Annotated in this window: 14 protein-coding genes; 12 read left to right on the top strand and 2 right to left on the bottom strand. The window is 70.6% G+C overall.

Going from position 1 to position 14,364, the window contains the following annotated elements; genetic code table 11:
• Positions 1 to 75: 75 nt before the first annotated feature.
• From IE075_RS13210 to IE075_RS13195, 4 genes are all read left to right on the top strand, one after another.
• A complete protein-coding gene (locus IE075_RS13210) occupies positions 76 to 765 on the top strand; it encodes an aspartate/glutamate racemase family protein (RefSeq protein WP_189457408.1) in 690 nt (229 codons plus the stop codon).
• Between the two features lie 96 nt (positions 766 to 861).
• Positions 862 to 1,881 carry a TIGR00266 family protein gene (locus IE075_RS13205; RefSeq protein ID WP_189457404.1) on the top strand — a complete coding sequence of 340 codons (1,020 nt, stop codon included), beginning with the start codon at positions 862 to 864 and terminating at the stop codon, positions 1,879 to 1,881.
• Between the two features lie 241 nt (positions 1,882 to 2,122).
• Positions 2,123 to 3,163, top strand: coding sequence for a patatin-like phospholipase family protein (locus IE075_RS13200; RefSeq protein ID WP_189457399.1), 1,041 nt, complete (start codon positions 2,123 to 2,125; stop codon positions 3,161 to 3,163).
• 159 nt (positions 3,164 to 3,322) lie between these two features.
• Positions 3,323 to 4,537 (top strand): GGDEF domain-containing protein, encoded by a 1,215-nt coding sequence (locus IE075_RS13195; RefSeq protein WP_189457397.1) that lies wholly within the window; start codon positions 3,323 to 3,325, stop codon positions 4,535 to 4,537.
• Here the strand turns inward: IE075_RS13195 and IE075_RS13190 are convergent.
• Positions 4,500 to 4,976, bottom strand: coding sequence for an Lrp/AsnC family transcriptional regulator (locus IE075_RS13190; protein ID WP_189457394.1), 477 nt, complete (start codon positions 4,974 to 4,976; stop codon positions 4,500 to 4,502). The genes IE075_RS13195 and IE075_RS13190 overlap by 38 nt on opposite strands.
• Before the next feature lie 131 nt (positions 4,977 to 5,107).
• On the opposite strand from IE075_RS13190, the gene phhA reads away from it, so the two are divergent.
• From phhA to IE075_RS13170, 4 genes are all read left to right on the top strand, one after another.
• Positions 5,108 to 5,998, top strand: a complete 891-nt coding sequence (phhA, locus tag IE075_RS13185) for a phenylalanine 4-monooxygenase (RefSeq protein ID WP_189457391.1) — start codon at positions 5,108 to 5,110, stop codon at positions 5,996 to 5,998.
• A 110-nt stretch (positions 5,999 to 6,108) separates the two neighbouring features.
• Entirely contained in the window at positions 6,109 to 6,660 is a 552-nt protein-coding gene (locus tag IE075_RS13180; protein ID WP_189457389.1) for a biliverdin-producing heme oxygenase, read from the top strand.
• A gap of 2 nt (positions 6,661 to 6,662) precedes the next feature.
• A complete protein-coding gene (locus IE075_RS13175) occupies positions 6,663 to 8,411 on the top strand; it encodes a GAF domain-containing protein (RefSeq protein WP_189457387.1) in 1,749 nt (582 codons plus the stop codon).
• Positions 8,412 to 8,493: 82 nt separating this feature from the next.
• Positions 8,494 to 10,062 (top strand): DUF389 domain-containing protein, encoded by a 1,569-nt coding sequence (locus tag IE075_RS13170; protein WP_189457385.1) that lies wholly within the window; start codon positions 8,494 to 8,496, stop codon positions 10,060 to 10,062.
• A gap of 4 nt (positions 10,063 to 10,066) precedes the next feature.
• On the opposite strand, the gene IE075_RS13165 is transcribed toward IE075_RS13170, so the two are convergent.
• Positions 10,067 to 10,939, bottom strand: coding sequence for a DUF2306 domain-containing protein (locus IE075_RS13165; protein ID WP_189457382.1), 873 nt, complete (start codon positions 10,937 to 10,939; stop codon positions 10,067 to 10,069).
• Between IE075_RS13165 and IE075_RS13160 the strand changes: the two genes are divergently transcribed.
• From IE075_RS13160 to IE075_RS13145, 4 genes are all read left to right on the top strand, one after another.
• Entirely contained in the window at positions 10,938 to 12,044 is a 1,107-nt protein-coding gene (locus IE075_RS13160) for a sensor histidine kinase (protein WP_189457380.1), read from the top strand. The two genes, IE075_RS13165 and IE075_RS13160, sit on opposite strands and share 2 nt — an antisense overlap.
• Positions 12,041 to 12,679 carry a response regulator transcription factor gene (locus tag IE075_RS13155; protein WP_189457377.1) on the top strand — a complete coding sequence of 213 codons (639 nt, stop codon included), beginning with the start codon at positions 12,041 to 12,043 and terminating at the stop codon, positions 12,677 to 12,679. The genes IE075_RS13160 and IE075_RS13155 overlap by 4 nt, the downstream gene beginning before the upstream one ends.
• A gap of 140 nt (positions 12,680 to 12,819) precedes the next feature.
• On the top strand, positions 12,820 to 13,146 hold the full coding sequence (locus IE075_RS13150) for a hypothetical protein (protein WP_189457375.1): 327 nt from the start codon (positions 12,820 to 12,822) through the stop codon (positions 13,144 to 13,146).
• Positions 13,147 to 13,239: 93 nt separating this feature from the next.
• On the top strand, positions 13,240 to 14,280 hold the full coding sequence (locus IE075_RS13145; RefSeq protein ID WP_189457373.1) for a class 1 fructose-bisphosphatase: 1,041 nt from the start codon (positions 13,240 to 13,242) through the stop codon (positions 14,278 to 14,280).
• The last annotated feature ends 84 nt before the right edge of the window (positions 14,281 to 14,364 follow it).

Below are 14,364 nucleotides of genomic sequence, written 5' to 3'. Positions count from 1 at the left end.
GGCCGTGACCGTCGGCACGGGCCGCGCACGCTGCAGGGCGGCAGCATGCAGTCATCGCATTCAACGGTGCATCGCATGAAGACGCTGGGCCTCATCGGCGGCATGAGCTGGGAATCGACGATTCCCTACTACCGCGAGATCAACCGCACGGTCGCGCAGCGTCTCGGCGGCCTGCATTCGGCGCGGCTGCTGCTCTACAGCGTGGACTTCGCGCAGATCGAGGCGCTGCAGCGCGCGGGCGACTGGGACGCGGCCGGCCGCGTGCTCGCCGACGCTGCGCGTGCGCTGCGTGCGGGCGGGGCCGAACTTCTCGTGATCTGCGCGAACACGATGCATCTCGTTGCCGATGCGGTCGAAACCGCGAGCGGCCTGCCGCTCGTGCACATCGCCGACGCGACCGCCGATGCGATCAATGCCGCGGGCCTCACGCGCGTCGGCCTGCTCGGCACGCGCTTCACGATGGAGCAGCCGTTCCTGCGCGAGCGGCTCGAGCGCCGCGGCCTCGAGGTGATCATTCCCGACGAGACGCAAGGCGCCACCGTGCACCGGGTGATCTACGACGAGCTGTGCCGCGGCCGCATCGAGGACGCTTCTCGCGCGCAGTACCGCGCGATCATTGAATCGCTCGTCGAACGCGGCGCGCAGGGCGTGATCCTCGGCTGCACCGAGATCGGCCTGCTCGTTGCCGCCGATGACGCGAGCGTGCCGCTGTTCGACACGGCGGCGCTGCACGCGCATGCAGCCGCGCACGCCGCACTCGCCTGACCGCACCGCACCCAACGCGCAACCGGCGTCCAGCCTGAAGCCGCCGCGTGCGCTGACTACACTCGCCTCCCCTGTTTCCGCACAAGGATTGCCGCGATGACCCAGTGGTATTTCGTTCCCCCGCACGGCACCGACCGCGTCGGCCCGCTCGATGAAGCCTCCGCGCTCGAATTCGTGCGCCAGCACCCCGAGGCGCAGGCCTGGCGCGAAGGCATGAGCGGTTGGAAGCCCGTGCGCGAGGTGCCCGAGCTGCGCGCACCTGCCGGCGGCCCGCCGCCGCACATGCCGCCGCCTCCGGGCGCGGGCGGCGCGCGCGGTCGCAGCGACGACATCGACTTCCGCATCGTCGGCAACGACATGCCGTTCGTGGAGATCGAGCTCGATCCCGGCGAGAGTGCGATCTCCGAGGCCGGCGCGCTCATGTACAAGGACGCGAGCATCCAGATGGACACCGTGTTCGGCGACGGCTCGCATTCGGGCCAGGGCGGCGGTTTCATGGACAAGATCTTCTCGGCCGGCAAGCGCGTGCTGACCGGCGAGAGCCTGTTCACGACGATGTTCACGCACACCGGCAGTGGCAAAGCGCGCGTTGCGTTCGCGGCGCCGTACCCGGGCACCGTGGTGCCGATGAAGCTCGACGAGCACGGCGGCCGGCTGATCTGCCAGAAGGACAGCTTCCTCGCCGGCGCGCGCGGCGTGTCCGTCGGCATCCACTTGCAGCGCAAGATCCTCACCGGCCTGTTCGGCGGCGAGGGCTTCATCATGCAGAAGCTCGAAGGCGACGGCTGGGTGTTCATCCACGCCGGCGGCACGATGGTCGAGCGCGATCTCGCGCCGGGCGAGCGGCTCGACGTCGACACCGGCTGCGTGGTCGCCTACCACGCGGGCGTGAGCATGGACGTGCGCCCGGTCGGCGGGGTCAAGAGCATGTTCTTCGGCGGCGAAGGCGTGTTCCTCGCGACGCTGACCGGCCCGGGCAAGGTCTGGCTGCAGTCGCTGCCGTTCTCGCGCATGGCCGGCCGCATGCTCGCCGCGGCGCCCCAGGGCGGCGGTCAGGCCCGCGGCGAGGGTTCAATGCTCGGCGGGCTCGGGCGGCTGCTCGACGGCGACAACTGACGGCGAGCACAGGCATCACCGGCGGGCCGGCGCGGTCCGCCGGTGCGTGCCTACCCCGTGCCGTCGATCGCATCGCATGGGCACTGGCGATGCGACCCACCGCGACGGGTGACCGCCGCGCCGCCTCCGTGAGCACCCATCGCAGGCGTTCGGCCTGCGGTCGGGTTCGCCCCCTGCGCGGCCGCTATGCTGCGCGCCGATCGACCGCGCGCCGCGCGGCGTCGCCGATCCGGATGCCCCGATGCGCCTGTCCCGTTTGTTCCATGCCCTGAGCCTCGGCGCCGTCACCGCGCTGCTTGCCGCCTGCGGCGGCGCACCGGTCAAGGCCGCGGCGCCGGCGCCCGTGGCGCCCGCACCGTCCACCGCCGCCCCGGCCCCGAAGCCCGTGCGCGTGGGCCTCGCGCTCGGCGGCGGCGCGGCGAAGGGCTTCGCGCACATCGGCGTTATCAAGATGCTCGAGGCAAACGGCATCCGCGTCGACGTCGTGTCCGGCACCAGCGCGGGCAGCGTCGTCGGCGCCCTGTACGCGAGCGGCATGGACGCGTTCGCGATGCAGACCAAGGCGTTCGAGCTCGACGAGGCCTCGATCCGCGACGTGAGCCTGTTCTCCGGCGGCGTGGTCAAGGGCGAAAAGCTGCAGAGCTATGTCAACGAGCTCGTCGGCCAGCGCCCGCTGCAATCGATGAAACGCCCGCTCGCGGTCGTCGCCACGCGGCTCGAGGACGGCGAGCGCACCGTGTTCACGCGCGGCAACACCGGCCAGGCGGTGCGCGCATCGAGCAGCATCCCGGGCGTCTTCGAGCCGGTGAAGATCGGCAAGAGCACATACGTGGACGGCGGCGTGGTGAGCCCGGTGCCGGTCGACGCTGCGCGCGGGCTTGGTGCGGATTACATCATCGCGGTCGACATCTCGAGCAAGGCCGGCGGCAGCGCGCCGGGCAGCCTGCTCGGCAACGTCAACCAATCGATCACGATCATGGGCCAGAAGCTCGGCGCGCTCGAACTCGCGCGTGCGAACGCGGTGATCCGCCCGGCGGTGCTCGACATCGGCGCGACCGACTTCGAGGCGAAGAACCGCGCGATCCTCGAAGGCGAACGCGCTGCGCTGGCCGTGCTGCCGCGCATCCGCGCCGAGCTGGCCGCGATGACGAAGGCGCGGGCCGACGCCGCGCAGGCCGAAGCGCGCCGCCGCGCCGAGGCCGACGCCGCCCGCGCACGCGCCGAATGCGAGGCGCAGGCCGGCCGTGTCGAGCGTTTGCTGGGCCGCGAGCGCTGCGGCTGAGCGGACGGCCCGGACAGCGAACACGAGCGCTGGCGCGCCGGCACTGTGACCGCGGTTCGTGTTCGCGTGCCTGCAGGCGGCGCGGCATCAACCGCAGGCGGCGCGCGCCGATAACGTGTCCGCGTCCTTCCGCATTCACCGGGGGCGGAATACGAGCCCATGCGCCCGATCGACATGCTGTCCGCCTACATCATCGCCGGGGTCGGTTCCCTGCTCGGCGCGGTGATGATGCTGATCGCGCGCCAGGCCGAGCCCTCGCAGCGCGCGCCGCTCAACCTGTGCCTGTACGGCTTCGTGATCCTCGGCGTCGGCCTCGCGCACAACGCGTTCACCGACACAACAGTGCGCTGGCCGATCCTGTTCGGCGCGACCGCGTCGCTGGTCGGCACTGCGCTGATCGCACGCGGACTCGGCTGGATGGTCTCGGCCCGCCCGCCGCGCTTCGGCGCACTGCCGAGCGTCGCAGTGCTGGCCGGCCTCGTGATCGCCGCCTGGCCGTTGCCGCCGCGCGGGTTCGGCATCGTGTTCCACGCGATTTTCCTGCTGTTTGCGGTGAACCTCGCATATGCGACGCGGCATGCACTGCTGCGGCCGCGCTCGGCAGCCGAGCGCGCCGTGGGCGTCATCTGCGCGCTGTACGCGGCGACCTGGGCGCAGACGCTGTGGTACGCGATCGACTACCGCGGGCCTGAGCTGCGCCACCTCATGTACATGCCGGAGCCGCTGCTCACCGTCTTCGCGGTGACGCACGCGCTGATGCCGCTCGCAGTCGGCGCGCTCGTGCTGAACCTCGCGAACGCGCAGCTCGGCGCGCGGCTGAGCCGGCTTGCAAGCACGGACGAGCTCACCGGACTGCTCACGCGGCGCGCGCTGCACGAGCGTGCGCCGCAGTGGCATGCCCAGGTGCGTGCGCGCGGCCATACGCCTGCGCTGCTGCTCGTCGACGTCGATCATTTCAAGAACATCAACGACAGCCACGGCCACGACTGCGGCGACGCCGTGCTGCGCGCAGTCTCCGGTCGCATGCGCGGCCACCTGCGCAGCGATGCGCTGATCGCGCGCTGGGGCGGTGAGGAGTTCCTCGTGCTGCTCGATGCCACGCACTGCAGCGATGCAGCGGCGGCGGCCGAGCGGCTGCGTGCGGCGGTCGGCGATGCGCCATTTGCAATCGACGCGCTGCGCGTGCCGGTCACCGCGAGCCTGGGTCTGGCCGCATGGACCGACGACGCGCAGTTCGCACGCGCACTTGCCGCGGCCGACGCTGCGCTTTACGCGGCCAAGCGCGGCGGCCGCAACCGCGTCGTCATTGCCGATGCGTCCGCGCCCGACGAGGCGCTCAGCGCGACGGCAGCGGCATCCCCCGAAACGCCTTGACCGTGCGCAGCACGAAGCTCGAGTTGACGTCGGCGACGCCGGCGTCGTTGAGCAGCCGATCGAGCAGGAACCGGGAGAAATGCTCGAGGTCGCGCACGACCACGTGCAGCAGGTAGTCCATGTCGCCGGTGAGCGCGTGGCAGGCCACGACGTCGTCCCAGCCGTTCACCAGCTGCGCGAACGCCGCCACCGACGCCGCGTCGTGGCGCGTGAGCTGCACCCGCACGAACGCCTGCAGCCCAAGGCCGAGGCGCTCGGGATCGACCTGGGCGCGGTACCCGGCGATCACGCCGTCGCGTTCGAGCCGCTGCACGCGGCGCAGGCAGGCCGAGGCCGACAGGTGCACGCGCTCGGCGAGCTCCGCGTTCGTAAGCCGCGCGCCGCGCTGCAGCTCGGCGAGCAGCAGCAGGTCGGTGCGATCGAGCTCGGCTTTGGTCATTAGTGGCGTGCATGGCGGGATCGACGCACGAATATTGCGCCGTCTCGGCCGCGGCGCGCAATGGACGCACGCCGATTGCACGTGGTCCGCGCTATCGTGGACGTCACTGCCCCATCGCGAGGAGCCTAGCCGTGAACGCCCAGCCCGAACGCGTCGAACACCAGCTCACCGACAAGGGCTACGTCCCCGTCTACACGACGGCCGTCATCGAGCAGCCGTGGAGCACGTACACGAGCACCGACCACGAGGTCTGGGCGCAGCTGTTCGCGCGCCAGCGCGAGGTGCTCAAGGGCCGGGCCAGCGACGAGTTCCTGCGCACGCAGGGGGCGATGAACATGTCGCCGGACCGCATCCCGAAGTTCGATGAGCTCAACAAGCTGCTGCGCAAGGCGACCGGCTGGGAGCTCATCGCGGTGCAGGGCCTGCTGCCCGAGCTCGACTTCTTCGACCACCTCGCGAACCGCCGCTTTCCGGTCACCTGGTGGATTCGCAAGCCCGAGCAGCTCGATTACCTGTCCGAGCCGGACCTGTTCCATGACCTGTTCGGCCACGTGCCGCTGCTCATGAACCCGGTGTTCGCCGACTACATGGCCGCCTACGGCCGCGGCGGCGTCAAGGCGCACGGGATCGGCGGCGAAGCGCTGACCTATTTGACGCGGCTGTACTGGTACACGGTCGAGTTCGGCCTCATCAAGCAGGCGGACGGGCTGCGCATCTACGGCAGCGGCATCGTGAGCAGCAAGGGCGAGTCGATCCACTGCCTCGAATCGGCCGCGCCGAACCGCATCGGCTTCGACCTCGAGCGCATCATGCGCACGCGCTACCGCATCGACACGTACCAGAAGACGTACTTCGTCATCGACAGCTATGAGCAGCTGATGGAAGCGACGAGCCCGGACTTCGCGCCGATCTACCAAAAGCTCGACACTTTGCCGTCGATCCCCGCCGGCGACGTGCTCGACACCGACGTCGCGCACCAGCGGGGTACCGGCGAGGGCTGGCTCAGCGAAGGCGACGTCTGAGCCGCGGGTGCCGATGCACGCGCCACCGTGGGCAGCGACTCCAGTCGACGCCCCTGACCTCTTCAGATCGCGTTCGGGCCAGCGGGCCTTGAGCGCGCCGGACCTGCCGCGTGGCACTGCTCACCCGTCTGCGCGGCGCCACTGAGGCCGTCCATGCGCGCATCGATGCGCGCTTTTCGAACGGCCTGCTCGATGCGCCGAGCCACGCGTGCTACCTGCGCGGCATGCAGCGCACGGTCGACGCGTTCGAACGCGGCTCGGCGCGCTTTCACGCCGAGCCCGAGTGGCGGGACTGGCTGGTCCCCGCGCGTTCACCGCTGCTCGAATCCGACCTCGCCGAACTCGAACTCCCCGCGCTCACGCTGGCCCCGGCCCTGGAGTTCGACGACGGCCCGGGCCTGCTCGGCGCGCTCTACGTGCTCGAAGGCTCGGCGCAGGGCGCGCGCATGATGATGCACCAGCTGCGCCAACGGCCCGGTCCCGTGGGGGGCGTACACTTTCTGCAGGCGCACGCGGACGATCCGCGACGCTGGCGCGCGCTGCTGGCCCGGCTGGACGGTGTCGAGGACGACGGCGCGGCTGCCGCGTCGGCAGAGTTGGGCGCGATGCGTACGTTCGCGCTTGCCGAGGACAGCTTCGCCCTTGCGGCGGAAAGGACCTGAGGATGCACCCGACCGACGTCGCCGGCTACGAACAGGCCCTTGCGCAATGCGCGAGCGAGCCGATCCAGCACTCGGCCTCGATCCAGCCGGCCGGCTACCTGCTGTCGTGCTCGGCGCCGGATTGGATCGTCCGCCACGCCTCGGCGAACTGCGAGCAGCTCTTTGGCGAGCCCGCGGCGCAGCTGGTCGGGCTGGACCTCTCTCAGCTGCTCGACGATGCCATGGTCGAGGCGATCGCGAACGCCGCCGTCGACAGCGGCGTCGGCCATCGCCCGTTCGGCGCCGCGGCGGGCAACCTCGGCCCGCATGCGGAGATCTTCGAGTTCGGCGTGCACCGCGAGGACGATCTCGTGCACATCGAGATCGAGCCGCAGGGGCTGCGCGCGAAGACCGGCGCGAGCGACCTGTCGCAGCAGATGATCGCGCGGCTCGTGAACGTCGAGGACGAGGCCGAGTTCCACCGCGCGATCGCCGAGCAGGTGCGCCTGGTGACCGGCTTCGACCGCGTGATGCTCTACCGCTTCCTGCACGACGACTCGGGCGAGGTGATCGCCGAGGCCCGCGCCGGCGATCTCGACCCGTATCTCGGCCTGCGTTTCCCGGGCTCGGACATCCCGCCGCAGGCGCGTGCGCTGTATCTGCGCAACCGCATCCGCGTGATCCCCGACGTCGGCTACGCGCCGGTGCCGCTGGTGCCGCCGACACTGCCCGACGGCCGGCCGCTCGATCTTTCCCAGCATGCGCTGCGAAGCGTGTCGCCGGTCCACATCGCCTACCTCAAGAACATGGGCGTAGCCGCCTCGATGTCGATCTCGATCGTCGTCGACGACCGCCTCTGGGGCCTGATCGCCTGCCATCACCGCACGCCGCGTGCGGTGCCGCCCGCGGTGCGCGGCGCAGCCGACCTGTTCGGTATGTTCGTGTCGATGCGCATTGCCGCGCGCGAACTGCAGCTGACCATGGCGTACGAGGAACAGGCCAGTGCCGCCCGCGATCATCTTGAAACCAAGCTCGTGCATGCACGCATGCCGTCGCTGGCGCTCTCGACCGAACTCACGCTCGTGCAGCGCGCGGTTCCAAGCGACGGCGTGGCGATGCTGCGCGGCGATGACTGGAACACGACGGGCCGCGTGCCGAGCCGCGCGGGCCTGGACGAGGCACGCGACTGGCTGCGCCGCACCGGCGCGGGCATTGGCAACGGCCGTGATGCGATCGTCATGACCGGCGATGTGGCCGACTGGCGCTTGGGCGGTGAAGGTCGCTGCGATGACGGCCTCGCCGGCGTGCTCGCGGTGGCGCTCGACAGCACATGCGCCGAGTGGTTGCTGTTCTTCCGGCGCGAGCAGCTCGAGGACGTGCGCTGGGCCGGACGCCCGGATGCGCCGTTCCAGATCGACGCGACCGGTGCAAAGGTCGGCCCGCGCACGAGCTTCGCGAGCTGGCGCGAGACCTCGGTCGGCCACGCACGGCCGTGGACGGACACCGACCGACGCCTGGCCGAGCGTCTGCGCCTGATGCTCAAGCACCGCTGCGGGGCGGGCAATGCCGGCACCTCGGTCGGTTCGCTCGCGGGCGAACGCGCTCAGGTCGAACTCGGCGAATTGCAGAGCAGCCTCGACCAACTCGCGACGTTGTCGCACGGCCTGCGCGATCTCGACGACGCCCAGGCCGAGCGCCTGCTGGCGCAGGTGCAGCGCCTTCAGCACCGGCTGCAGGCGAGCCTGGGGCTGGAACCCAACCGCAGGCCGTGAGCGCGTTACCGTTGCGGCTCGGCGCGCGCGGCCCGCGCACGCTATCGAAGCGATCGAACGCCGCATTGCGGTTTCGCGCGCGATGACCGGTCCCGGTATCTGGTGGCGCTGGCTGCGCCACTGGCGTCGCACCCACCTGGAAGTCGACCGCCAGGCAGTGCTCGACCACGTCGAGGACGCGGGTGCGCTGCGTCCGCGCTACGGCTTCATGATCGTGATGTCGTGCGGCATCGCGACGCTCGGCCTGCTGCAGGACTCGGTCGCGGTGATCATCGGCGCGATGCTGATCTCGCCGCTGATGGGGCCGATCGTCGAGATGGGCATGTCGCTTGCGACGTTCGACTTCCGCAAGTTGCGGCTCGCGCTGACGACGCTCGCGGTCGGCCTGGCCGCATCGCTGTTGATCGCCGTGCTCATCGTCGCGGTTTCGCCGCTGCAGGAAGCCACGCCGCAGATCCTCGCGCGCACCGAGCCCACGTTGTTCGACCTGCTTGTCGCAGTGTTCTCGGGTCTTGCCGGCGCGTACGCGACGATCACGCGCAAGGGCGAGACGATCGTCGGCGTCGCGATCGCGACCGCATTGATGCCGCCGCTCGCAGTGGTCGGGTACGGCATCGCATCAAACAGCCCGAGCATCGTCGGCGGTGCGGGCTTTTTGTTCATGACCAACCTGCTCGCGATCGCGCTGTCGGTCACGATGATGGCGCGCTGGTATGGCTTTGCCCGCGACGACTCGCCGCGCCAGACCGCGTGGCAAGCCACGCTCATCATCGGCACGTTCGCGTTGCTGTCGGTGCCGCTCGGCCTCGCATTGCGCGACATCGCGCAGCGCAGCGTCGTCGACCGCACGATCCGCACCACGCTCGATGAGGCCGCGCGCGAGAGCAACGGCCGGGTCACGACGCTGCGCGTGGACCGCGACGGGCGCGTGCTGCATGTCGACGCAGTGCTGCTCACGCCGCGGCACCGGCCCAAGCTTGCGACCCAGCTTGAGCAGCGGCTCGAGCGCGAGATCGGCCAGCCGGTCACCGTGCAGCTGCGCGAAGTGCTGACCGCCGACGACGCGCAGTTGCAGGCGCAGGAGGCAACGCTCGCGCAGCTGCGCACCAGCGTCGAGCGCTTGCAGGACGCGGCCACGCGCGATGCGCAGCGGCGCAGCGCACGCGATCGCGCGCTCGAGGACATGCGTGATCGTGCGCTCGCGCACCTGGGTGAGTTTGAAGTGCTCGAAGGCGGCGGCGTGCGCTGGCAGCTGCGCCCGCGCGCGGGGCTTGATGCGATCGAAGCGCTCGGCCTCGAACGCGCGCTGCAGGCCGACGCCGCGGTGCCGGTGCGGGTCGTGCCCGCGCTGCAGGCGCTGCCGCCGCTCGTGTTCGCCGACGACAGCGCCGAACTCGATGCCGAGATGAAAGCCCGCGCCGACGCGATTGCCTGGTCACTCGCGCGCTGGGGCGTCGACGCGGTGCGCGTGACCGGCCACGGCGGCGATGCACGCACCGCGCGGGCCCGCGCGCAGGCGGTGGCCGATGCGCTGGGCGCGGGCGTGCGCGTCGAGATCGACGTCGCAACGCCGGCGCAGACACGCGAGGCGGCAGCCGATGCCGGGCGTGCCGCCGTGCGGTCGGTGCGCGTGGAGCCGCTCGCGTTGTAGGCGGTCAGCGGGCGACGTCTGCGGCCGCGGTCGTCACGACGGCCGGGCGAGTGGTCCGGGTCAACATCGCGCGCCGCTGGCGCCGCGCGATCAGCACACGCGCGACGACGGCCACGGCGAGCGGTCCGAACCACGCGAGGTAATGCAGCGCGGCGCCGTCGACCGACGGCAGCAGACGCGGCAGCCCGAGGCTGAGGAACGCGATGTGCGTGGCAACGCCGCAGGCGATCACCGCGGCGGTGTGCTCGCTCCGCCACCACAGCGGCTGCGCGGCAAGGCGCGCGCGTTTGCGCAGCATGTCGATGCCGGTCACCAAGCCCACGGCCGAGAACCCGATCAGCAGCGGCGCATCGACGCGCAGGCCGAGCAGCAGCACGCCGAGGCCGGCCGCAATGTTCGTGATCGCGAGCCCGCCGTACACCGGGCCGGTGTAGCGGTGCAGCGCCGTCCGATCGCGCACCGCGCGCCACAGCAGCCACGTCGCCGTCGCGGTGAGCAGCAGCAGGTAGCCGAGAAATGCGGCGGTGGCCGGGTGGCCGTCGATCACGCGCTGCACGAGCAGCGGCGCGCCGCTCACGATCACGGCAGCCATCGCGATGAGGTAGGTGCGACCGACGAGGCGATGGGGGCGGCTGCCTTTGCGCAGTGCGGCGTTGAGCCAGAACGCAACCAGCGCGATCACGCCGGCGCCGACGTGCAGGGCAACGAAAAGCGAATAGCCGGACATCGGGGCAACCTCCGCAGTGAACGGCGTCCAGCTTCGGCGCGCGCACTGCTGCGGGGCAGGCCCGGCGGTCACGACGTCGACCTGCCGGAAGTCACTTTCGACGCGTGTTCCGTTGCGGTCGCGACCGGCACCCCCCAGCATGGCCGCCATGCACGCCACCCTGTCCGCGCTGTTCCGACCGCTGAATCTCGCGGCGATGTGCACGCTGTTCGCGGTCGCACTGTCGTTGCGGTGGCTGCCGACCGAGAACGCGGGTCTGGGCTGGGCGTTGCTGGCCGCCTTCACGCTCGCCTTTTTCTTCCACGACGCCGCATCGGCACGTCATCGTACGCTCGGCCATGCGGTGCTGATCGTGCAGTCCGTGCTCGCGCTGAGTCTCATTGCGCTGTCGCCGAAGGTCGGCACCGCGCAGGTGCTGCTTGTGATCTGGGCCGTGGCGATCACGCTGGCCTGGCCGATGCAAGTCGTGCTCGCCGCGCTCGTGCTGGCGGACGTAACGGTCTATCTGATCCTGCGCACGCACGGGCACCCGGCCGCCCTCGTTGTCACGCTGCTGTATGCGGGCTTCCAGGGCTTCGCGATGCTGTGCGCGCATTACGCGCTGACCGCCGAGCGCGCACGCGATGCGCTCGCCCGCGTCAACGCCGATCTGCTCGCCACGCGCGCGCTGCTCGCCGACAGCGCGCGCGATGCCGAACGCCTGCGCGTGGCGCGCGAGCTGCATGACGTGGCCGGCCACAAGCTCACTGCAATGTCGCTCAATCTGCACGTGCTCGCCGCCGACCCCGCATTCGCAGCACGCACCGAAGTGGCGATCGCGCAGCGGATGGCCCGCGAGCTGCTCGGCGACCTGCGCAACGTCGTGCATGCGCTGCGCGATGCGCCCGGGCTCGATCTCGCCACGGCGCTGCACGCACTCGCGGCGCCGCTGCCGCGCCCGCGGCTTGCGCTCGACATCGACGACCGCGTGCGCATCGACGATCCGGCGCTCGCCGAGACGGTGCTGCGGCTCGTGCAGGAAGCGCTGACGAACAGCGCACGGCACGGCGACGCAACGCAGGTGCAGGTGGCACTGCGCGATGCAGCAGGCGCGCTCGTCGTCGCCATCGAAGACGACGGGCGGCTGCGCGGCACCCTGCGCGAAGGCAACGGCCTGTCGGGCATGCGCGAGCGCGTCGAAGAGCGCGGCGGGCAGCTGCACCTCGCGCGCAGCGAGCGCGGCGCGCTGCGCATCGAAGCGGTGCTGCCGCGATGAGCGAAGCCGCCGTGCGCATTGCGCTCGCCGACGATCAGGCGCTCGTGCGTGCCGGCCTGCGCGCACTGCTCGAGCGCCGCGGCATCGAGATCGCGCTCGAAGCCGAAAGCGGCGATGCGGTGCTCGACGCGCTGGCGACGACGCGCGTCGACGTGGTGATCAGCGACGTGCGTATGCCCGGACTCGATGGCATCGCGCTCGTGGGCGCGTTACGCGAGCGCGGCGATGCTACGCCCGTGCTGCTGCTGACCACGTTCGATGATCCCGATCTGCTGCTGCGCGCCCGCGACGCCGGCGCGCAGGGCTTCTTGCTCAAGGATGCGGCGCCCGATGACCTGCATGAGGCGATCGCGCGCCTCGCGCGCGGCGAGGTGTTGCTGGCGCCGGTCAGCAGCGGACCAGTCCGTGCGCGTTATCGCTACCACGCCGACAACGCGCCGCGCAGCTTGTTTTCCGAACGCGAGGTCGCGGTGCTGCGCCTCATGGCCGGCGGCTATTCGAACAAGGAGATCGCGCGCGCGATGTTCCTGGCCGAAGGCACGATTAAGAACTACGTGTCGGCAATCCTCGACAAGCTCGACACCCGCGATCGCACGCGCGCGGTGCTCAAAGCGATCACGCTGCGCGTCATCTGAGCGGTTCAGCCGGCCGCTTGCATGCGGCGAAGCGTAAGCACATGGCCGATTAAATCGAGGTCACGGCCGGCGCGCGGCCGGATGACGCTCACCTCACGCACGGGGCCGGATCATGCGCGCCCGCCCGCCGAGGACCCGCGATGCCTGCAGCCGCCGACTCGTTGCACCCCGCCGCCCGCCGCATCGATTCGCTGCTCGACGAAGCCGTGCAGCGCGCCGGCCAGGGCGTCGATCCGCAACTCGCGCGCAGGCTCGACACCGCGGCGCACCAGCTGTGCGATGCGTTCGCGGCCGTGCATGCGGCGCTCGTCGATGCGGTGCGCGATACGGTCGAACTGGCGCGGCGCGTGATGGACGCGGCCGATCCGGAAGCGCCGCTGCTGATGCTGCGCCTTGCGCGCGAGCAGCTCATGCGCGCACTGCGCCGCGCCGATCGCACCGATAACCAAGCGACCGCCGAGGCGTAAACGCCGCGCCGCGTGTCGCCCGCGGCCACCAACGGTTCGAACCGCCCCCGCGCATCGGCGACAATGCCCACTTTCCTGCTCCGGATCTCGCCCATGTCGCCGAGTTCGTCGATCTCCCTGACCCGTTTTCTCATCGAAGCCGAGCGCGAGGGCCACATCCAGCCCGACCTGCGGCTGCTCATCGAAGTCGTCGCGCGCGCGTGCAAGTCGATTTCGATCGCCGTCGGCAAGGGCGCGCTCGGCGGCGTGCTCGGCGATGCCGGCGGCGCGGGCGAGGCGAGCATCAACGTGCAGGGCGAGGCGCAGAAGAAGCTCGACGTGCTGAGCAACGACATCCTGCTCGAGGCGAACGCCTGGGGCGGCCACCTCGCGGCGCTCGCGTCGGAGGAGATGGACCACGCGGTGCGCATCCCCGAGCACTACCCGCGCGGCCGTTACCTGCTGTTGTTCGATCCGCTCGACGGCTCGAGCAACATCGACGTCAACATCTCGGTCGGCACGATCTTCTCCGTGCTGCGCTGCCCCGATTGCGTCGACGGGCCGAAGGACGAGGACTTCCTGCAACCGGGCACGTCGCAAGTCGCGGCCGGTTACTGCACCTACGGGCCGAGCACGATGCTCGTGCTCACGGTCGGCCACGGCACGCACGCGTTCACGCTCGACCGTGAAATCGGCAGCTTCATGCTGACCACGCGCGGCATGCGCATTCCCGAGGACACGAAGGAATTCGCGGTCAACATGTCGAACCAGCGCCACTGGGAAGCGCCGATGCAGGCCTACGTAGCGGATCTGCTGGCAGGCAAGGCCGGCCCGCGCGGCAAGGACTTCAACATGCGCTGGGTGGCGTCGATGGTGGCCGACGTGCACCGCATCCTGACCCGGGGCGGGATTTTTTCCTACCCGCTCGATGCGAAGTGTGCAGAAAAAGGCGGCAAGCTGCGTCTGATGTACGAAGCCAACCCGATGGCGCTGCTGGTCGAGCAGGCCGGCGGAGCGGCAAGCACGGGGCGTCAACGCATGCTCGAGGTGAACCCGACCGGCCTGCATCAGCGCGTGCCGGTGTTCCTCGGCAGCCGCAACGAGGTCGAAACCGCGGTGCGTTACCACCTCGAGCGCGACGCTGCCGCAGCCTGATCCATTCGCATTGCCGTCACGCGCTTCGTGCTTTGGCCGGTCACGGCCGGACAGCGCGTTGTCCGTCGTGCCCGGAGGAGTCGG

This window comes from Cognatilysobacter bugurensis (genome assembly GCF_014652095.1).
Classification (GTDB): domain Bacteria; phylum Pseudomonadota; class Gammaproteobacteria; order Xanthomonadales; family Xanthomonadaceae; genus Cognatilysobacter; species Cognatilysobacter bugurensis.
Note: the sequence above shows the minus strand (reverse complement) of the source record. Positions and strands in the feature narration are given on the sequence as shown.

Coding starts and splice junctions, on each gene's coding strand:
- IE075_RS13210 (WP_189457408.1), top strand. CDS start 76: ATGAAGACGCTGGGCCTCATCGGCGGCATGAGCTGGGAATCGACGATT.
- IE075_RS13205 (WP_189457404.1), top strand. CDS start 862: ATGACCCAGTGGTATTTCGTTCCCCCGCACGGCACCGACCGCGTCGGC.
- IE075_RS13200 (WP_189457399.1), top strand. CDS start 2,123: ATGCGCCTGTCCCGTTTGTTCCATGCCCTGAGCCTCGGCGCCGTCACC.
- IE075_RS13195 (WP_189457397.1), top strand. CDS start 3,323: ATGCGCCCGATCGACATGCTGTCCGCCTACATCATCGCCGGGGTCGGT.
- IE075_RS13190 (WP_189457394.1), bottom strand. CDS start 4,976: ATGACCAAAGCCGAGCTCGATCGCACCGACCTGCTGCTGCTCGCCGAG.
- IE075_RS13175 (WP_189457387.1), top strand. CDS start 6,663: ATGCACCCGACCGACGTCGCCGGCTACGAACAGGCCCTTGCGCAATGC.
- IE075_RS13170 (WP_189457385.1), top strand. CDS start 8,494: ATGACCGGTCCCGGTATCTGGTGGCGCTGGCTGCGCCACTGGCGTCGC.
- IE075_RS13160 (WP_189457380.1), top strand. CDS start 10,938: ATGCACGCCACCCTGTCCGCGCTGTTCCGACCGCTGAATCTCGCGGCG.
- IE075_RS13165 (WP_189457382.1), bottom strand. CDS start 10,939: ATGGCGGCCATGCTGGGGGGTGCCGGTCGCGACCGCAACGGAACACGC.
- IE075_RS13155 (WP_189457377.1), top strand. CDS start 12,041: ATGAGCGAAGCCGCCGTGCGCATTGCGCTCGCCGACGATCAGGCGCTC.
- IE075_RS13150 (WP_189457375.1), top strand. CDS start 12,820: ATGCCTGCAGCCGCCGACTCGTTGCACCCCGCCGCCCGCCGCATCGAT.
- IE075_RS13145 (WP_189457373.1), top strand. CDS start 13,240: ATGTCGCCGAGTTCGTCGATCTCCCTGACCCGTTTTCTCATCGAAGCC.